The 20061-nt window shown below is 37.9% G+C and carries 15 protein-coding genes; 9 read left to right on the top strand and 6 right to left on the bottom strand.

The window, feature by feature from the left end:
• The first annotated feature begins 119 nt into the window (after positions 1–119).
• The 4 genes from DSM106972_RS44630 (at position 120) to DSM106972_RS44615 (ending at position 11598) form a co-directional block, all read left to right on the top strand.
• Positions 120–8558 (top strand): non-ribosomal peptide synthetase, encoded by an 8439-nt coding sequence (locus DSM106972_RS44630; RefSeq protein WP_127086739.1) that lies wholly within the window; start codon positions 120–122, stop codon positions 8556–8558.
• An 85-nt stretch (positions 8559–8643) separates the two neighbouring features.
• On the top strand, positions 8644–9660 hold the full coding sequence (gene gntB, locus DSM106972_RS44625; RefSeq protein ID WP_127086738.1) for a guanitoxin biosynthesis L-arginine gamma (S) hydroxylase: 1017 nt from the start codon (positions 8644–8646) through the stop codon (positions 9658–9660).
• Between the two features lie 2 nt (positions 9661–9662).
• Entirely contained in the window at positions 9663–10781 is a 1119-nt protein-coding gene (locus DSM106972_RS44620; RefSeq protein ID WP_127086737.1) for an aminotransferase class I/II-fold pyridoxal phosphate-dependent enzyme, read from the top strand.
• Positions 10782–10833: 52 nt separating this feature from the next.
• The gene (locus tag DSM106972_RS44615; RefSeq protein ID WP_127086736.1) at positions 10834–11598 is read left to right on the top strand and encodes an SDR family oxidoreductase; all 765 of its coding nucleotides are present in this window, start codon (positions 10834–10836) and stop codon (positions 11596–11598) included.
• 363 nt (positions 11599–11961) lie between these two features.
• Here the strand turns inward: DSM106972_RS44615 and DSM106972_RS52920 are convergent, their stop codons facing one another.
• The gene (locus DSM106972_RS52920; RefSeq protein ID WP_186538622.1) at positions 11962–12102 is read right to left on the bottom strand and encodes a hypothetical protein; all 141 of its coding nucleotides are present in this window, start codon (positions 12100–12102) and stop codon (positions 11962–11964) included.
• On the opposite strand from DSM106972_RS52920, the gene DSM106972_RS44610 reads away from it, so the two are divergent.
• Positions 12102–12581 (top strand): hypothetical protein, encoded by a 480-nt coding sequence (locus DSM106972_RS44610; RefSeq protein WP_127086735.1) that lies wholly within the window; start codon positions 12102–12104, stop codon positions 12579–12581. The genes DSM106972_RS52920 and DSM106972_RS44610 overlap by 1 nt on opposite strands.
• Before the next feature lie 353 nt (positions 12582–12934).
• Here DSM106972_RS44610 and DSM106972_RS44605 read toward each other — a convergent pair whose 3' ends face one another.
• Entirely contained in the window at positions 12935–13711 is a 777-nt protein-coding gene (locus DSM106972_RS44605; protein WP_127086734.1) for a type 1 glutamine amidotransferase domain-containing protein, read from the bottom strand.
• A 101-nt stretch (positions 13712–13812) separates the two neighbouring features.
• Between DSM106972_RS44605 and DSM106972_RS44600 the strand changes: the two genes are divergently transcribed.
• On the top strand, positions 13813–14697 hold the full coding sequence (locus DSM106972_RS44600) for a LysR family transcriptional regulator (protein ID WP_127086733.1): 885 nt from the start codon (positions 13813–13815) through the stop codon (positions 14695–14697).
• Positions 14698–14701: 4 nt separating this feature from the next.
• Here the strand turns inward: DSM106972_RS44600 and DSM106972_RS51850 are convergent, their stop codons facing one another.
• The 3 genes from DSM106972_RS51850 to DSM106972_RS44590 all read right to left on the bottom strand — a co-directional run bounded on the left by DSM106972_RS51850 (position 14702) and on the right by DSM106972_RS44590 (position 15871).
• Positions 14702–14854, bottom strand: a complete 153-nt coding sequence (locus DSM106972_RS51850; protein WP_158632980.1) for a hypothetical protein — start codon at positions 14852–14854, stop codon at positions 14702–14704.
• Between the two features lie 180 nt (positions 14855–15034).
• A complete protein-coding gene (locus tag DSM106972_RS44595) occupies positions 15035–15508 on the bottom strand; it encodes a hypothetical protein (protein ID WP_127086732.1) in 474 nt (157 codons plus the stop codon).
• Between the two features lie 84 nt (positions 15509–15592).
• On the bottom strand, positions 15593–15871 hold the full coding sequence (locus tag DSM106972_RS44590) for a hypothetical protein (protein WP_127086731.1): 279 nt from the start codon (positions 15869–15871) through the stop codon (positions 15593–15595).
• A 110-nt stretch (positions 15872–15981) separates the two neighbouring features.
• On the opposite strand from DSM106972_RS44590, the gene DSM106972_RS44585 reads away from it, so the two are divergent.
• Positions 15982–16167: a hypothetical protein gene (locus tag DSM106972_RS44585; protein ID WP_127086730.1), complete on the top strand. Its 186-nt coding sequence runs from the start codon at positions 15982–15984 to the stop codon at positions 16165–16167.
• Between the two features lie 4 nt (positions 16168–16171).
• On the opposite strand, the gene DSM106972_RS44580 is transcribed toward DSM106972_RS44585, so the two are convergent.
• Positions 16172–16450, bottom strand: coding sequence for a hypothetical protein (locus tag DSM106972_RS44580; RefSeq protein WP_127086729.1), 279 nt, complete (start codon positions 16448–16450; stop codon positions 16172–16174).
• Between the two features lie 187 nt (positions 16451–16637).
• Here DSM106972_RS44580 and DSM106972_RS44575 point away from each other — a divergent pair, with 187 nt between their 5' ends.
• Together DSM106972_RS44575 and DSM106972_RS44570 are read left to right on the top strand one after the other, a co-directional pair.
• Positions 16638–16886, top strand: a complete 249-nt coding sequence (locus tag DSM106972_RS44575; RefSeq protein ID WP_127086728.1) for a hypothetical protein — start codon at positions 16638–16640, stop codon at positions 16884–16886.
• A 225-nt stretch (positions 16887–17111) separates the two neighbouring features.
• Positions 17112–19850, top strand: a complete 2739-nt coding sequence (locus tag DSM106972_RS44570; protein ID WP_127086727.1) for a pentapeptide repeat-containing protein — start codon at positions 17112–17114, stop codon at positions 19848–19850.
• Positions 19851–20061: the final 211 nt, after the last annotated feature.

The raw sequence follows: 20061 nt of genomic DNA, 5'->3' as shown, positions 1-20061 counted from the left end.
TTATGCTTAATAAGTTAAGCTTCCGTATTCGATAATCCCTAACTTTTCTATATCGACGCGCGCATTCTAAAAGTCTATAAATAATGTAAAGCTATATTTAATTTGTACTATAAAACCCTATGCAAGACTTTGAACTGTTAGAATTAATACTTCAAGAAGAAGGAATTGAAATTGAAGCCGAACAAAGTTTAATTATACCACGATATGGTTTGCAACAGGCGCCAGCATCTTTTCAACAAAGCCGTTTGTGGTTTTTACACGAATTAGAACCTACTTCCTCAGCTTACAATATTTGTTCCGTTTTTCGTCTAGATGGAAAGCTTCACGTAAAGGCATTACAACAAGCTTTTGAACAGTTGCAAAAAAGACACGAAAGTCTTCGCACTACATTTACAGCTGTTGATGGTACACCTTGGCAACAAATTCATGCAAATGCATTAACCGAACTTCTATGGGAAGACTGGAGTCATCTGTCAGACATTGAAATTGAAAAACAAATCTCTACGGTAACACGTTCAGAAGCTGGACACGCTTTTGACCTAGAAAAGGGTTCTTTAGTTAGAATGCGGGTTTTTCAAATCAACTCTTTGCAAAGCATTCTCACACTAACGCTTCATCATATTATCGCTGATGGCTGGTCAATTGGTGTATTTTTAGAAGAATTAGCTTATTTATACCAATTAGCTCTTAAAGGTGATACTTCTTCTCTTGAAGAACTAAAAATTCAATACGCTGATTATTCAATTTGGCAAAAAGAGAAATTATCTAATTCTTCTTTAGAGTCACACCTGAGCTATTGGGAAAAGCAATTAGCTGAATTACCAGTTTTACAATTTCCTCTTGATTTTCCTAGACCAAACCTACAGTCATTCCGAGGAGATTTAGTTAATTTTTCTATACCGTCAGAACTAACTCGTGCAATTCGTGCTATTAGTCTCGAAGAAAGTACTACTCTTTTTACAACTTTAATGACTGCTTTTGCTGTGCTTTTAGCGCGTTACTCCAGTCAAGAAGATGTAAGTGTAGGAACTTCTATTGCTAACCGTCCAGGTAGCGGCGCCGAAAAGCTGATTGGTTTCTTTGTGAATATGTTGGTAATTCGCACTGACTTATCAGGAGAACCTAGTTTTCGTAGCCTTTTAAGACAAGTTCAAGAAACGGTATTAGAAGCATTTGAACATGGGGAAGTACCTTTTGAATCACTAGTTGATAGATTAAATGTTGAACGCGATACCAGTAGAAATCCCTTATTTCAAATAGCTTTTACTTTACTTAATGCTCCAAAGCCTAACTTCGCAGATGGTGATTTGCAAATAACAACTTTGGCAAGTCAAGATGCTGCTCGCTTTGATTTAGAACTTTTTGTTACAGAACATTCAGATAGTTTAAGCGCTGTTTTCTCCTACAACGTCGATTTATTTACACGAGACACTGTTGAACGTATTGCAGGTCATTTTAGCAACCTGTTGAAAAATTTAGTAGCACAACCCGATACCCCAGTAAGTTGTGTACCAATTCTGCAAGATGCCGAATATGCTCAGTTAATGCCAGTTAAGGCGCCTCAAAGTTTTCCAGTTAAAGATTGTCTCCATCAAATTTTTAGCCAACAAGCAGCAAAACGTCCAAAAAATACCGCATTAGTTTATGGAAAGGAAACTCTAACTTATCAAGAATTAGACGAGCGCGCAAATCAATTAGCTAATTATCTCATCAGTTTGGGTGTTAAGCCCGAATCACGAGTTGGGCTTTGGGTAGCTCGTTCTTTTGATACAGTAATTGGTATCCTGGCAATTCTTAAAGCTGGTGCAACTTATGTTCCTTTTGACCCAGAATATCCACGCGAACGAGTTGCTTATATGCTTGAAGATAGCGAAATATCAGTTTTGCTTACACAAGTTGAATTTGAGCATCAACTTCCGCCCCATCCAGCCATAAAAGTTTTTATTGATAGCTGTGAAGCGGCTTCACAGCAAAATTCAGAAAATCCAGAAGTTTCTGTAACCCCAGATAATGCAGCTTATGTAATCTATACTTCTGGTTCTACAGGAAAACCAAAAGGGGTTGTTGTTACTCATCGTAATGTTGTGCGCTTGATGTTGGCAACGGCACAGTGGTTTCGCTTCAACGAAAAAGATGTGTGGACTTTATTCCATTCTCACGCTTTCGATTTTTCTGTGTGGGAAATTTGGGGCGCCTTATTCTTCGGTGGGCGCCTGGTTATTGTCCCCTACTTAGTCAGCCGTTCACCAGAAGATTTTTATAACTTATTATGCGATGCTAGAGTCACTGTCTTAAATCAAACACCGTCAGCTTTTAGACAATTGATGCAGGCAGAAGAAATTGAGCGCCGAGAAAGCGAGCTAAATTTGCGCTATGTAATTTTTGGTGGAGAAGCCTTAGATTTACCTAGTTTAGAGCCTTGGTTTGAACGTCATGACGAGAATTTCCCACTTTTAGTAAATATGTATGGGATTACGGAAACAACGGTTCATGTAACTTACCGTCCCATTCGTTTACGCGATGTCAAAAAACGTTTAGGAAGTGTTATTGGTAAAGCAATTCCTGACCTTTGTCTCTACATTCTTGACCATAATCATCAACCTGTTCCAACAGGTGTGGTAGGTGAAATATATGTTGGTGGAGCAGGTATAAGTCGCGGTTATCTCAACCGTCCACAATTAACCGCCGAGCGCATGGTGGTTAACCCTGTTAATACAGAAGGAGAACGACTTTACAAAACAGGTGATTTAGCTCGCTATCTTGCTAATGGAGAAATTGAATATTTAGGACGTAACGACCATCAAGTTAAAATACGCGGTTTTCGCTTAGAGCTGGGTGAAATTGAAGCAGTTTTACAGCGTCACCCTGGTGTGCGTGAAGCTCGCGTTATGACTTATGGTGAGCAAGAAGATATACGTTTAGTAGCTTACATTATACCTCAAAATAATTTCACCAATCATGAAATATCAGATACGTTCACAATTGAGCAAAATCAAGAATGGCAATATACTTTTGATGAAACTTACGGAGGTAGCGACAAGATAGACGAGGAAAATATTAGCTTTAACATTGTCGGTTGGAATAACAGCTATGATGGTAAACCGATAAAAGCAGAAGAAATGCGCGAGTGGCTAGATAATACTTTATCACGTATTAAAACCCTTGCCCCAAAACATGTCCTAGAAATAGGATGTGGTACAGGCATGATACTTTTTAATATTGCTCCTCAAGCTGAATCTTATTGGGCTACTGATTTTTCTTCTACAGCTATTAACCGTTTAAAAGATCTTACTCAACATTCTTTACCTGGGGTAAATTTACTACATCGCGAAGCAACTGACTTTGATAATATTCCCGAATCTTATTTTGATACCATTATTATTAACTCGGTCGCCCAATATTTCCCCTCTATAGAGTATTTTCAACAGGTTATTGAAAAAGCGTTGCGCGCGCTAGTACCTGGAGGTAGTTTATTTATTGGTGATAATCGTCATTTTGGGCTACTAGAATCTTTTTATACTAGTGTGGCTTTGGCTCAAGCTGGTGATGACATAGATGATACAGCATTTTCTGCCTTTGTAAGGCGCCTAGCAGAAAAAGAAAACGAACTCGTTATTGACCCTGCTTACTTTATAAACCTTCGCCAAGTTTTTGACTGTGTAGATGCAGTCGAAGTTCACCTCAAACAAGGCACCTCTGATAATGAATTAACTAAATACCGTTATGATGTAATTCTGCATCGAAAAGTCGGCGCCGTAAACACAATATTAAATAGTACATGGCTTTCTTGGCAACAAGCAGATATAGATTTAAAAAACTTACATCAAATTCTCAATAACTTAGAATCTCCCATTGGTTGGCGAAATATTCCCAATGCTCGTCTTGTTGAAGAAACCAAAGCTATTAACCCATCACAGTTACAGCGGATTGCTACTGAAACAGGTTGCCAAGTTGTAATTAGCTACTCACCAACGCATCCCAATTATTTTGATGCTTGCTTTTATCCAGCCATAGAGAATACAAAACGTTGTCCAGTAATGCCATTGATTGATTTGGCGCCAACCAAACTCATTCAACCATACTCAACTAACCCGTTGAAAGCAAGTTTTACTAAAGCACTTATTCCCCAACTTCAAGAGCAAGTACGCGAACAACTTCCAGAATATATGCGTCCTACTACATTTATGATGTTGGAAAAGCTTCCCATGACTCCTAGTGGTAAGCTCGATAAACTAGCTTTACCAGCACCAAGTCGCGAAGAAGTTAGTATCAAGGATGTTTTTGTTCAACCCCAAACTCCCACCGAAGAAAAATTATCTGTAATTTGGAGCAATGTACTGGGTGTAGAACGAATTGGACGAGAAGAAGACTTTTTCCAAATGGGGGGACATTCTTTACTCGCAACAAAACTTGTTTCACGTATTCGCGAAGAATTTAAAGTTGGGTTGCCATTGCGAACAGTTTTTGAATATCCAACCGTGAGTCAACAAGCTGAACAAATCGATTTACTTGTTGATAGTGGAGATGTTGCGAACAATAGTACTAAAATTGAACTGGCGCCAAGACACACCATAGAAAATCTGCCGCTCTCATTTGCTCAATCTAGACTTTGGTTCCTTGATAAACTAGAGCCAAATAATCCCGCTTATAATATTGTTATTGGCTTGAGCATGAACGGATGTTTAAACAGTTCAGCGTTTGAGCGTAGTTTACAAGAAATCGTCGGGCGCCACGAAGTATTACGCACTACATTTTCTCAGGATGAGTACGGGAACCCAATTCAAATAATCAATGAATCAAATCATATATCTATAATCACCACTGATTTAAGTTATTTATCTCAAGCAGAACAGGAACAGCAGCTTGAAAAAATTGTCACAAAAGAAGCACTGCGTCCGTTCAACCTTGAAAGCGATTGTTTGCTACGGGTTCATTTGTACCGACTGGCAGATAATAATCATGTATTTGTTGCAGTAATGCATCATATTGTTTCTGATGCTTGGTCATTGGGAATAATGGTCAAGGAATTATCGCAGTGTTATACAGCTTTTTGCTCATCCAAAGCATCTGCTTTACCTCCGTTGTCTTTACAATATGCTGATTTTGCTTATTGGCAACGCAACATTTTTGAGAAAACACAGTTGCAACAGCAAATTGATTATTGGAAGCAAGAACTTGGTGGAAATATAGAATCGTTAGAATTACCTACCGATTTTCCTCGTCCAGCAATTACTAGTTACAGTGGTAGCGAAATACCTTTTGTAATAGAGCGCAAGTACTACGAAGGCTTTAAAAAGTTATGTGAAGTACAAGGCGCCACATTATTTATGGGATTATTAGGAGTATTCAAAACGCTGTTAATGCGTTATTCTGGTCAAGAAGATTTATTAGTTGGAACTCCAATAGCCAATCGTCACCATAAACAAACTGAAGAGTTAATTGGCTTTTTTGTCAATACCCTTGTAATTAGAACTGACCTGAGTGATAATCCTTCGTTTTTAAACTTGCTTTTAGGTATCAAAGAAAAAACCTTGCAAGCATATGCTCATCAGGATGTACCCTTTGAAAAACTGGTAGAAGAATTACAACCAGAGCGAAACCTTAGCCATAACCCCTTATTTCAAGTCATGTTTGTGATGCAAAATGCCCAAATTGGGGAGTTAGAATTGCCTGGTTTGAATTTATCTCCCTTGCCAATGAAAAGCACCACCGTTAAGTTTGATTTAAGTCTCTCGATGTCGGAGACAGAACAAGGACTTGAGGGAGTATGGGAATATAACACCGATTTATTTGCAGCTACCACAATTTCTCGAATGATAGAGCATTTCCAAAATTTACTAGCAGAAATTGTTATTAATCCTCAACAGCGGGTTTCTGAATTACGTTTACTCAAACAAGCAGAGCAACATCAATTATTGCAGAACTGGCGCCTGAATGTAGAACCTTTAGATGAGCAACTGCAAAAATTATGCATCCATCAATGGTTTGAAATACAAGTTGAACGTACACAAGGCGCCATCGCGGTAGAATATGAGCAACAACAATTAACTTACCGAGAATTGAATGAGCGTGCAAACCAATTAGCGCATTATCTGCAATCAAAGAAAGTAGGAGCAGAAGTACTGGTAGGTATTTGTGTAGAGCGTTCTTTAGAAATGGTAGTTGGAATATTGGGTATTCTTAAAGCTGGTGGAGCTTACGTACCTTTAGACCCAACTTATCCCCAAGAACGACTAGCTCTCATTTTGGAATCACAGGTATCAGTATTACTGACTCAACAAAGATTAATATCAAACCTACCACATCATGATTGTGTAGTTTGTTTAGATACAGACTGGCAAGCTATTTCTCAACACAGTAAAGAGAATTTAGTACAGTTAGTTCAGCCCGAAAACCTAGCTTATTTAATTTACACTTCTGGGTCTACTGGCAAACCTAAAGGGGTAATGATACAGCATTGCTCTCTAGTTAATTATACGATGGCAAGAATTACTGAATGTAGGCTTAACAGTAGTGACAAAGTATTACAATTTGCCTCAATTAGTTTTGATGGAGCAGTTGCAGAAATATTTTCAACTCTTGCTAAAGGCGCCACTTTGGTACTGCGAACTCCAGGTATGTTGACGGTGACAACATTTGTCGAGTATTGTCGAAATTATAAAGTAACAGTATTAGAATTGCCCACAGCATACTGGCATCAAGTTGCTTTTGAAGTAGCAGAGGGCAACGTGGTGTTACCTGAATGCCTTAGAGTCGTAGTAGTAGCTGGCGAACGTGTAATCCCAGAAAGGGTAGATTTATGGAGAAAATGCGTAGGTGCATATCCTCAGTTAATCAACGAATATGGGCCAACAGAAGCGACAGTTTCCGCAACCAGTTGTAATTTATCTAAGTTACAGCAATTAAATGGGCGCGAAGTAGCGATTGGAAAACCATTACCTAATTTACAAGTTTACCTGTTAGACAAAAACTTACAGCTTGTACCTGTCGGTGTGCCAGGTGAGCTATATATTGGTGGTGTTGCTCTTGCCAGAGGCTACCATAATCAACCTTATTTAACAGCAGACAAATTTATCCCTAATCCTTTTAGCGAAGGCGCCCGTCTATATAAAACAGGTGATTTAGCGCGTTATTTACCAAACGGTAATATTGAATATCTAGGACGAATTGATAACCAGGTAAAAATTCGAGGTTTCCGCATTGAACCTGGAGAAGTAGAGACTGTGCTAGCTCAACATCAGCAAGTGCGGGAAGTCGCGGTTGTAGTTCGCGAAGATAAACCAGGAGAAAAGCGGTTAGTTGCATATGTCGTATCTAACGATAAAAATACTAGTGACTTGCGCGCGTATCTCAAAGAGAAATTACCTGCATATATGATTCCCCCAACATTTGTAATGTTAGAGACTCTACCTGTAACACCAAATGGCAAAGTAGATAGAAAAGCATTACCGACGCCGAGTGTAGATAATTATCAAGCTAGCAAAATTTCACCCAGAACATCATTAGAATCTAAATTAGTAAAACTGTGGGAAGAAATGCTTCAAGTTAGTCCCATTGGAATTACAGATAATTTCTTCGACTTGGGTGGACATTCCTTGTTAGCAATTCGTATAATTACAGCAATGGAAAAACGGTTAAGTATAAGTTTGAGCGTTACTACCTTTTTCCGCGAAGGAACAATAGAAAAAATAGGCGCCTTCCTAGAGCAATCTTATCGCACTAAAGGATTGGAAGACTCTGATATTTTACTACCTTTGGAAACAAAAGGTGATAAACCTCCAATCTTTTTAGTACATCCTGCAAGTGGTTATGGTTTGCCATACTCGATTCTAGCTCATCACCTTGGTAAAAACCAACCATTTTATGCCCTACAAGCTCGTGGTTTGGATGGAAAACAACAGCCTTTAAACACCATTGAAGCAATGGCAACCACTTACATTCAAGCAATTAGAGAAATATATCCTAATGGTGATTATGTTATTGGTGGCTATTCATTAGGTGGATTAATAGCTTTTGAAATGGTATCCCAATTGGAAAAAACTGGACAGGTATCAAATCTGTTAATTATTGATACTCATCCTCCCTTACCCGATGAAACAAATACTCAACCAGACGATGATATAGCTTTACTTATCTACATTGTTGAGCAAATAGGAATTTACTTTGGTGTTGCTTTAAATCTTGACTACAATGAATTAGTAGTGATGGATAAAGCACAACAGCTAGAGCATGTAGTGCAAATCTTGCAGAATCATCAAATAATTACACCCTCTGAAAGCTTAAATTCAGGGAAAAACATGATTATCGGTTTAATTAACGTGCTTAAAGCTAGTTCGCAAGCAAGTAGCTATTATCAGCCAAAGCCAATTCAAACCGATATTTCTCTGTTTAACACTCCTGCACTCGCAAACAAATTTTCTCAAGATGCGAGTTTAGGTTGGCGTAAATTAACTAGTGGACAAGTGCATATTCATCAAGTCACAGGTAATCATGAAACTCTGTTGCAAGAACCTCATGTTCAACAACTAAGTATCGCTCTACAAGCAGCATTAAAGTAAGGTGGGCACTGCCCACCATACACACCGCTTCATCCCTCCAGTAAGGTGGGCACTGCCCACCATACACAAATATTTAAATACTACTATGAATACTATAAAATTACATCAAACTATCACCGAAGAATCATATCCCAAAAGGCTCAAATACAAATATAAAATCTATAAATTTGAGCATTCAATCCAGCAGCAAATAAAGACATTAGCAAAACTAGATAATTGGCATGGTATACTAGCTTTACTAGAAGATTATTCCTTAATAATTATCAGCATCTTAATAACGTACTACATTAGCTGGTATTTTTACCCTTTAGCAATTCTAATAATAGGCGCCCGTCAGCGAGCTTTAGCCACTTTACTGCATGAAGCAGCTCACAGAACCTTAGCAAAAAATAAACATCTGAACTTTGCATTGGGAACATACTTCTCTGGATACCTGATTTTACAAACTTTTACAGGATATAAAAAATCTCATGTAGATAACCATCATCGATACTTAGGTCATCCAATTTTAGACCCCGACTATTACTTTCATATTTCCGAAGGATTATATAGTTATATAAATCCTATGAGTTTTGTCAAAAAATATATACTTATGCCACTAGTGTTATCTAAAGTACCAAATTATCTTTACACATTAATTCAACAGAGATTACTCGCCAAAGCATCTCAACAAAAAGAAACCTTAATCATGTGTCTTTATATTCTCATAATTACAGCAACATTATGGAATTTAAATTGTCAAAACATGTTAATACTATTTTGGATAATACCTTATTTGACAACATTCCAAATTATTGGATGGTTTATAGAACTTAGCGAACATTATCCTTTAGTCGGCAATAATGACATTGATATTTACATGACACGTAATCGTCAAAGTCATTGGTTAGAAGCATTTTTCTTGAGCATCCACAACGAAAACTATCACCTCGACCACCATCTAAACCCCTCTACTCCTTTTTGGAACTTAGCAAAAGCTCATCAAATTCGCTTACAAGATAAAAATTATGCAGCATTAAATAAATCTGCAGGAGGAATTTTTATCTCTGCTAACGATTTACCCAGTCTTATACAAACCTTTATTGCCAAAATCAAAGTGTAACTATGAAAATATCACAATCTTTAATGGAACCGTGGTTTCTAAAATATCAAGACGTTCCTTACAACTTAGCCGAAAGTGGAGTTGATAATCAAACCTTAGAGCAATTAATTGATTCAACTAACATCAAAATAGCAGACTTGCTGCAAATTAGTTTAGCGAACAATGATACTCATGGCTCCTTAAATTTAAGAAAAACCATAGCATCATTTTATGAAGGAATAGACGCTGATAGAATTTTGGTAACTCATGGAACTACAGAAGCGATTTTTATGTATTTCCATATCCGTTATAAACCCAAAGCTAATGTTGTGGTTTTTTCTCCAGCTTTTGAAGTCTTATATCAAATTCCACAATATCTGAACTACGAAGTTCGCTTGCTTCCACTCAAAAAGGAAAATGATTTTAGACCAGATTTAGAGCAATTATCAAATTTAATTGATGATAATACAGAAGTTATAGTATTGAATACTCCCCATAATCCGACTGGAATTATGTTTTCGGGAACAGAAATTGAAACTATCATCAAGTTAGCAGAAAAGCATAACTGTGAAATTTTAGCTGACGAACACTATAGATTTATTAACTACGACAACACCGATATTCTTCCTTCGTTGATAAATAAATCTTCTAAAATAGTGTCTCTAGGTTCACCTGGTAAATGTTTTGGTTGTATTGGTTTACGTATAGGATGGATAATTGGTTCTCACGAGCTAATTAGTGCCTGTCGTGATTTCAAAGACTATACAACACATACTGTTTGCTCTGTCAACGACTTTCTTATTTTATCTGTTTTACAAAACTGGCAGAAAATAATACCTAAATATAAACAGCGAATTCAGGATAATTTGCATCAATTACGTACTTTTATAAACCAGCATCAAGATTTAATAAATTGGATAGAACCTCAAGCTGGGATTGTTGCATTTCCCTTTTTTGTCAAACCTATTAATAGCCAAGAATTTGCACAAAAATTAGTAGAAAAAACAGGTGTGCTGATTCTACCAGGTGAAGCTTTCAACATGCCTGGTCACTTGAGAATTTGTCTAGGTGTTCAGCAACATATTTTTGCAAAAGCATTAAGTCATTTCTCCGAATTTATCTTATCTAAACATTGGCTGTAGCCTACCAAACCAAATACATAAACAAACGCAAAAAATACAGGTTAAAATAATTATGAACTTAAAAGATGTAAGAGCAATAGTTACAGGCGCCGCTAGTGGAATTGGGCGTTGTATAGCTTTAGAACTAGCTTCTTCAGGCGCCCAAGTAGTTGGTGGCGACATTGATACAGATGGACTAAAAGAATTAGAAACACTTGGCGCCGACTTAGAAGGAAAAATCTATGGAGAATATGTAGATGTAGCAAACGAAACAGACGTTAAAAATTTTACAGAACAAGCCTTTAAAAAACTAGGATATGCCAACACTCTAGTCAACAACGCTGGAATTTTAAGAGATGGTTTGCTTGTAACTCGTGAAGAAGAAGGTTGGTTACGTAAACTGCCAACAGCACAATGGAAAAAAGTTCTGGATGTAAATTTAACAGGTTCATTTTTGATGGCACGAGAATTTGCAGCCACCTTAATGGAGATGAACATTGCTCCCAGTTTAATAGTAAATATATCCTCTGTAACAAGCTCTGGTAATCCAGGTCAATCTAACTATAGTGCATCAAAAGCAGGACTCGATGCACAAACACGCACTTGGGCATTAGAACTGGCGCCTTATGGATTTAGGGTAGCAGGTATAGCACCTGGATTAACCGAAACACCAATGTTAAGTTATGTATCACCAGAAGCTCAAGCAGAGATGATTTCCAAAATACCCTTACACCGTATGGCTAAACCTTATGAAATATGGTTAGCAATGCGCTTTATCGTCGAATGCGATTATTTTACAGGTAGCGTAATTGAAGTAAACGGCGGCGCGCGATTTTAATAACCCAAGTTATGAGTTACTCATAAGGGCGCCTATATTAAATTAAGTGGATACATTCATTTTTACATTGGCGCCTGTAATTGAAACAGGTGAAGGAGTTTTAGTCGGATAAATGGCGCTAAAATTAGCCGAAATGTGTAATAAGCAACTTGTAGATATTCACTGAAATTCTATAAGTACATTTAAAAGCAATGATAAACAAGGTACCCAGGACAGTTGGAATTTATTTTAGGTTAGATAACTGTTAAAACTATATATCGTCACATGAAAGTAGATGTATCTGGATAAATTAGCTTTATATTGGTTTGTTGCTATTCCGCTTTCTTCGAGTATGTCCGTAAGTTGAGAGTTATAAATGGCGCCTTAATCAGGAGCATAGTCGTTCGCAAAGGTTTCATCTAAAAATACTCTGATGCATAAAAGCTGTAAATCAACCATTTGAGTAAATAGAGGAATTATTCCTTGTCTTAAATACTCGTAATAAATCATGAGGTAAATTATCAATGATTTTTGCTCCTAAGCGCAAGCTGATCTTGCTATCTATTTTGGTTATTATCTTAACTGTTACAGCAAGCAAGGTTCAAGCTCAACAAGTAGATGATTTAGTGTTTTATGAAGGCAATGGCTGCACCCAAGGTATAGTCTTTGCGTATAACAGCTACAAAGCAGCAGATGATAATTGTAAGAAACGCAGTGCTTGTAAAGGTGATAATGACGAAGCTCGTTCACTAAGAATTGGAAAGTCTGTAAAACAAGGTGCAAAAATTGTTGTATTTGACAACCCTGGTGGTAGTACTCAGGATGACTATACAACAATAGATATTATCAACAGGTCGTTTATACAACCTGAAGGATATTGTTTACGTAGTTTTGAGCAAACCTTTGATAATCCAAATGCCAATTCAGGTATCCGAGTTGATCACTTCCATCAAAATGGTTTAGACGGTAAAGTATCGCGAGTTAAAGTGATACCTGGTTCTTAACCTTCAACAATTCAAGAACAGAGTCAATGTTTGACTATCTTGAATAGGCGCCTATGAACACGTGTTTGGTGCGTTCAACATCATTTTTTACGATTTTAAGCACCCTAACTACATTTGAATAGCACAGTACTAAGACTATTTAGTACTTGTGCTTATTTTGATTCCAAGCCCCATATCCAAACAAACAGGCGCCTCAAATTAATTAGAATCCAATGATTGAGCATTTATTAACATAAAAGCTGTTGGCGCCTGCTTCTTCAAATATAGCGCTAGATTTATTTGTACCTATGTTTGGAGTTTACAGGCATCACTTGGGATTACTCCGACGCACCTGTTTTAAGATTTTATCATAACTAACTACCTGGGGATGTTTTTTGCATCAACTCTACCATTTTTTCTCCCACACCTGTTGCTGATGCGGGATTTTGCCCTGTTACCAAACGCTTACTCACAACTACATGAGATTGAAAATTGGCAGCTTTGGTGTGTTTGGCTCCACGTTCAATTAATTTCGACTCCAGTAGGAACGGCATCACTTTCGTAAGTCCTACTGCTTCTTCTTCATCATTAGTAAATGCAGCCACAGTTTTACCTTTCACTAAATATTCACCATTGGATAATTTCACATTTACAAGCGCTGCGAGACCATGACATACGGCGCCCACTAATGCTCCTCGTTCGTACATTGATGCGGTAAGTTGCTGCAATGGTTTGTTATCGGGTAAATCCCACATTACTCCATGTCCACCAGCAAAGAAAATTGCTTGATAATCGTTGGGTTTAACTTCCCCAGGTGCGAGGGTGTCTTGGATTTTTGCCATCACTGCTTTATTTTGCAATAATTGCAGATTTTTCGGGTCGCTTTTATCGTTGCTTTTGGGGTCAATGGGAGCAGCTTTTCCTGTGGGACTGACGAAATCAACTTCGTAACTAGCCTGAGTAAAGGCAGCATAGGGATGGGATACTTCCGATAAATAAAATCCGGTGGGTTTACCCGTATTTCCCAATTGGGAATGGTTAGTCAAAACAATCAAAACTCGTTTACGTGCGGACTCTTGAGCAGAAGAAGTAGCACAAGCCGACATAGCTAATCCAACAATCACAGCAATTAAACCTTTTTTGATACTCATGGATAGTAATTTTTTAAGAGCAAAAGTTGCTTAATATCATCCTAAGCAGCATTTATCCAAAATACAAATTATAAAAATTGTGTCGTACTATAAATATATTTATGGTTAGCTTGGAATGGTATCGCAGTTTTGTCGAGGTTTATCGGGTAGGAACTGTATCTGGTGCGGCTCAAGTTCTCCACCTCACTCAACCCGCAGTCAGTCAGCATGTTGCAGGGCTGGAGTCGGCTTTAGATTATCCCTTATTTCAGCGAATGCCGAGACGTATGGTTCCTACTGAAGCGGGAAAGCGACTTTATACGGAAGTTATTGCCGCAATCGAGCGTTTAGAATCGATTACTGCCAAGACTACAACCATAGATGCACCCAAAATTCTGCGGATTGGTACACCTCAAGAATTTTTTGCAGAAATGGTTTTGCACCGTTTACCCCAATCATTCCAATGGCTGTATCGAATTCATTTCGGGTTGACGGGGGATGCAATTGCGGAATTATTGGAAGGTCGTTTGGATGCGGTCATTGCCACCCAAAAAATCGCGCGTACCGATTTGGAATATCAATTAATTTACGAAGAAAGCTTTTGGTTGGTGACTTCTCCTCGATTAGAAATTTCCTTCCTTAGCAATCTGCCGCAGTTAGAGGAATATTTGAGAACTCAACCACTCATAGCTTACGGTGAAGATTTACCGATTATCAGACGATTTTGGCGAGTGGTATTTGGAAAGCGATTAGATATGGTTCCCAGAATTGTGTTGCCAGATTTACGGCTAATTCAAAAAGCAATCACCCTAGGTAATGGGTTTAGTGTTCTTCCCGATTATCTTTGTGAAAGAGCAATTAATTCGGGTGAGTTACAATTACTACTGAAACCAACTGATGCGGTGACGAATCAAATTTGGTTAGCCTATCGCAAATCGGAACGAGAATCACAATCAGTGCAATTATTATTAAATGAACTTTCGAGAAAAGGTGCTGTGAAACCCTAATAATTTAGGGTTTTAAGAGTACAAATGCAAAGCTTAGTGTAAGGAACGGCGCCTTGAAGAGAGTCGCTTCAGTCGGACAAGGACGAAACCCATAATTCCACCCCGTTCGGGGGGCGCCGATGTAAGGAGGCAACCACACGCCCGGTATTTTCAGCACCTGAATCACCAGATACCACCTCCCAACCTGGAGAAGGCGCCTCCTTCGTAATTAGGATTCCGCTCTCATAAGAAAACAGTAAACTCGATTTTTAGGCGCCGTTCTGATTTTGATATGCTTCTTATCAAGAAAAATTGAAAGTCATAGTAAGTGCTTTAATTACGCCCAAACATACATCAATCATTTTTTGAATGAAATCAGGATTTTTTTGATTTTATTCACCTCTTGTTGAGTCGCTGTCTTTGTTTTGATGCCTAGCTTATAATTAACAGTTTTATCAATATCATTCCACCTTACTACAGGTTGTTCGTTACGCAAACCAGTGGAAACAAAATGGTCAACATATGAAATTTGCACTAATTTACCTTTTCTGAACTCATAGAATGCATGAGTAATATCACCAGAACTAGCTCGTAGAAATATTGGTCTACCTGAAATAGTACAAAGTTCATATTTGACTTTGTTATTATTTTCGATTACTTCAAGTTTCTTTAGTGGGCATTTCTGTGGTGCTTTATCACCACTAAACTCTTGAAGTTGCGTTTTTTTGAATTGATTGTAAGCTGCGCTAGCATTAACTACTAATGGCATACCTACAACTAAACTAATACTCATCAAGCTGCAAATAATTTTACGCATAGCTCCAGATCGCACGATTATTACCGTGTTATTAATTTGATAGATACATTGGTTAAAACTTACTACATGTCAGTAATCAGCAATTCCGCAAAAGTAAAACTATGTTCGTGAGGTTGCAGTGTAACTATTAACATAGCGTAAACAAGTACTTCTACAAGCTGTTAAATAAAGTCTGAATAACCGACACCACTCACTACCATAAGGAAAATAACGGATGCGGTCATATTTAGACCAGGGAGTTATTTTAGCTTTAATCTTGTAGTTCATGGGTAGTACACACTCGGTATATGCAAGTATAAAAGTAAAATAGGCGCCTGTATTTTCGATCCCCCTAATTCCCCTTAATAAAAGAGCTTTGGGATAAGTTCTATATTCCATAGTTTCCGGCGCCTATCTATATATATAGCGTGAAGCGCTCTTAACATAGTATATAAACTCTATCTATCTTACTAAAAAATGGGTATATTGTTCCAAACAAGCTATTTTATGTGCATAACCGCAGTAAACCACCTGTTTTCGACCCAAATATATTGCGCCTCAAAGTGGAAGGAACAGGTGTATCAAAGACAATTGAATTTACCCAGAACAAGGAATTTATAAAGTTGTTGAGTCAAGCTGGTTGTGGTAAAACGGCGCCAAGTCAAGTTCTTGATCTGACGTTATTGATAAAATAACCGACTACTTTACATCTGAATCGATATTAATGTCAATAGGTGTTGTTAGGATTTTACATAAATTATCAAGTTCATCTTTTTTTTCTTTAACAAGTTCATCTCCTAACTGTTGGAGTCGTTTTATTTGCTCTATCGAAGTGCCATCCATAGGGACATTTTCTTTAAACTTCTTCTGAAAACGGTAATATCGTTGTTCATATTCTTTCGATTCGTGGAGTATGTGAGGGTCTAAATATTCTAAAAGATCAAGCGTTTGATTGTGAGCTTCATTAGAATTTCCCATTGATGTAACCTAAAAAATCGAACCAGCCCAATTGGTTTTACCTGCTTTCTCTAAATCTTTTCTAGATGGACTAAATTCTCCAGTTCCAACAGAAACTAATAATTGGCTCTGCTGCTTAATGTGAGGAAACTTCTTTCTTGCTCGAAGGAGAAGATTTAATACCGGATTGTTAATGTAGACTCTTCCATTGATTAATAATAGTGGAATGCCTGTGGCACTGCTAGGCCCCGGTGGGATGATTGGCGGGATTGCATTTTTAGGTGTAATAGGTATTGCGGGAGATGCGCTTTCAAAGTTTGGTTTATCGGCAGTTCTTAAGGGAGTGTACTTGGAACGCAGGCACAAAGGTGAGTCTACTCAGAATCTTTGTCGAGAAATTGATGGGCTGTGGATTTCTAATGATTTAAAAAGAGAGTTGCGCGAACACATTAGCTAGTCATAGCTTCGATTACTCGACCACTTGCAACTTCTTCAGTTAGTTTGGCAATCCACACCGTTACATCCGCTACATCCGTTGCAAAGTTACAAACAAAGATTCGTTTTGTAAAATAGCCTATCCGTTACATCCGCTACATCCGTTGCAAAGTTACCCATAAGGAGTATTGTTTTAACTAGGCAAACTGGTTAAGCTACAATTGTGAAGTTTTGATGAAGCGAAGGAATGGAGAATTCTATAGAGTTTGCATATCAAGACCTTCGTGGTCGTTCGTTTCATGGCGCCAATTTAAGGGGTGCCGACTTTAGTTATTGTGACATACGCGGCGCCGACTTTAGCGAAACTACACTTATTGGCGCCAATTTTAGTCATGCGAAAGCAGGGTTGGGAAATTACCAAAATCTGCTTTTGATAGCAGTAGCTTTGATTTTATCGGGAATCTGCGGATTTGCGGCAGCGTTTTCGGGAGTTATTGCCACAGATTTTATTTACTTTGCTGTTCAGGAAGGATTAAAGTTTACTTTCGTTGCGGGTGGTATTGCCTTAGTAACGCTTTTCGTTTTTTGTGTGTTGAGTAATTATCAAGCACTCGAAGTTGCACTGGGTGCTTCAGCTGTAGTTGGTGCTGTAGCAATAGCAATAGCTGCTATTAGTGCTATTGATGGAGTAATAGCTGGTTCGGTAGCTGGGGTTTTGGTTGCTGTAAATGTGGCTTTTGGTTTAGTGATGGCTGTTTCGTTTACAATGACGATAATACTAACCCGTACTTTGGGTGTAATTATAGCTATATTTGCTGTAATAGTGGGTGGAATTGGGGGAGTAGCGTTAGGTGCTTTGATTACCAATAATGATAATGCATTTGTCAGCGCCATTAGTGTGGGAATATGTACAGCGTCAACGGGGACATTTTTAGGTAGTTATTTAGCAAGACAAGTTTTTAAGAACGAAGAGAAGTTTTTGTTCTTTCGTACCATAGCTGTAAATTTAGCTTCGATTCGTGGTACAAGTTTTATAAATGCCAATTTGACCAATAGCAACTTTCAGCAAAGTGTTCTCAAACACTGCGACTTTAGTAATGCGACTTTAACTCATACAAACTTTCATCTTGCCCAAAAGCTTGATTGTGCGAGAGTTGGCAATACAATTTTGGCAAATCCAAAAGTGCGGGAATTATTGGTCAAAAAGCGTGGTGTTAAACAATTATACATTGGATGCAACATTAAAGGTGGCAATTTAGCAGGCGCCGATTTAAGTGAAGCGAACTTCACGGAAGCAGATATAAGTGAAGCAACGTTTGTAGATGCAATTTTAGAACGTGCGAACTTTACCAAAGCACAAGCGATAAATACCAACTTTCAACACGCAAGACTAACCGCAGCATGTTTAGAAGCTTGGAATATAGATAGTACCACACAGTTAGAAGAAGTAATATGTGATTATGTATTTTTATTAAATAACCAAAATGAACGTCGTCCCAGTAGCGGAGTATTTGCACCCGGAGAATTTACTAAATTATTCCAGGTATTTATTAATACAGTTGATTTAATATTTCAGAACGGCTTAGATTTACAAGCATTATATAGTGCATTGGTAGATGTAAAGGCAGCAAATCAAGATACTCAGTTAGCGATAAGGAGTATAGAGAATAAAGGGGACGGAGTAGTAGTAGTAAAAGTTGAAGTAACCGAAGAAGCGAATAAAACAAAGATTCACAGTGACTTTACGCAAAGTTACCAGGTAGCATTGCAAGCAATCGAAGCGAAATATCAAGCACAATTACAAAGTAAAGATGAACAAATAGAATTATACCGTCAACACCAAGCCGATTTAAAGAACTTGATGCAAATGATAGTGGCGCCTGCATCAAAGTCAGAAATACCGGGTAAACTAGTAGTACTCAAAATTGGAGACACTGATGAGTTAAGTGGGAGTATTCCTGTAACGCTGCAAATTTCAAATGAAGGTGCAACTCCTAGTGTCGAATGTACAGCCAGACTACCAGTGGCGCCGCAGTTAGAGATATTATATAGTCAATGGCAATCAGCTTACTATCGTACCTTACTTTCAAGCGCGCGGTTAGAAATACCTGAGATGCAAACAACAAATATTAGTCGTTACGACTATTTACAAGAATGCGAAGCATCAGCACAACGCTTTAAACAATATTTAAACCACTGGTTGAATAACTCAGAGTCATTCCGAGTTATTAAAGAAAAACTGCTCGAACAATTAAACCCATCAGAAACAATACGTGTTATCCTGCAAACTGAAAACCGCACTTTACTAAAATTACCTTTTCAACAGTGGACTTTCTTTGATACGTACCGAAATGCGGAATTAGCAATATATACTGCTGCGTATAATAAAATAGAGGCGCCGTCCATTAGAAATAATCGTGTTAAAATCTTAGCAATACTAGGAGACAGCACAGGAATAGATGTTAACCAAGATAGAAGAATACTAGAACAATTACCGAACAGCGAAGTAACATTTTTAGTCGAACCGTTACGAAAACAAGTTAACGATGAGTTATGGCAACAACCGTGGGATATTTTGTTTTTTGCAGGACACAGTTATACAAAACAAGAAATAGGTCAAATTAACATTAACAAAAATGAGACGTTGAGTATAGGTCAACTGAAGAACGCACTACAAAAAGCTATTCAGCAAGGATTGAAACTAGCAATATTCAATTCCTGCGACGGTTTGGGGTTAGCGTTAAATTTAGTAGAACTAAATATACCCCAAATGATAGTAATGCGCGAACCTGTACCCGATAAAGTCGCGCAAGAATTTTTGAAGAACTTTCTTACAAAGTTCTCCAACGGTAAAACCCTATATATATCAGTAAGAGAAGCAAGAGAAAAACTACAGGGACTAGAAAACGAATATCCCACCACCACGTGGTTGCCCGTCATATTCCAAAACCCCTCCCAAATTCCACCCCTCTGGAATACAGATTAATATGTCATGCATAGTACTTTTGCACTGTTAAATACGACTAAATACGACTAAATACGACAACCTGAAAAAATACGTAGGTATGGCGCCATACCCACGAGTAAAAAGCACAAGTATTTTACTAAACGTACTTGCAATATTTAACACAAAGAGGAATGTAAAGACGCATTCACGGAGTGTACCGCAGGTAAATTTTGCGTCTTTACAAGGTCTA

It is taken from the genome of Dulcicalothrix desertica PCC 7102 (assembly GCF_003991905.1).
GTDB classification, from domain to species: domain Bacteria; phylum Cyanobacteriota; class Cyanobacteriia; order Cyanobacteriales; family Nostocaceae; genus Dulcicalothrix; species Dulcicalothrix desertica.
Note: the sequence above shows the minus strand (reverse complement) of the source record. Positions and strands in the feature narration are given on the sequence as shown.

Coding starts and splice junctions, on each gene's coding strand:
- DSM106972_RS44590 (WP_127086731.1), bottom strand. CDS start 15,871: ATGGAATATAGAACTTATCCCAAAGCTCTTTTATTAAGGGGAATTAGG.
- DSM106972_RS44620 (WP_127086737.1), top strand. CDS start 9,663: ATGAAAATATCACAATCTTTAATGGAACCGTGGTTTCTAAAATATCAA.
- DSM106972_RS44580 (WP_127086729.1), bottom strand. CDS start 16,450: ATGGGAAATTCTAATGAAGCTCACAATCAAACGCTTGATCTTTTAGAA.
- DSM106972_RS44615 (WP_127086736.1), top strand. CDS start 10,834: ATGAACTTAAAAGATGTAAGAGCAATAGTTACAGGCGCCGCTAGTGGA.
- DSM106972_RS44630 (WP_127086739.1), top strand. CDS start 120: ATGCAAGACTTTGAACTGTTAGAATTAATACTTCAAGAAGAAGGAATT.
- gntB (WP_127086738.1), top strand. CDS start 8,644: ATGAATACTATAAAATTACATCAAACTATCACCGAAGAATCATATCCC.
- DSM106972_RS44605 (WP_127086734.1), bottom strand. CDS start 13,711: ATGAGTATCAAAAAAGGTTTAATTGCTGTGATTGTTGGATTAGCTATG.
- DSM106972_RS44600 (WP_127086733.1), top strand. CDS start 13,813: ATGGTTAGCTTGGAATGGTATCGCAGTTTTGTCGAGGTTTATCGGGTA.
- DSM106972_RS44610 (WP_127086735.1), top strand. CDS start 12,102: ATGATTTTTGCTCCTAAGCGCAAGCTGATCTTGCTATCTATTTTGGTT.
- DSM106972_RS44570 (WP_127086727.1), top strand. CDS start 17,112: ATGGAGAATTCTATAGAGTTTGCATATCAAGACCTTCGTGGTCGTTCG.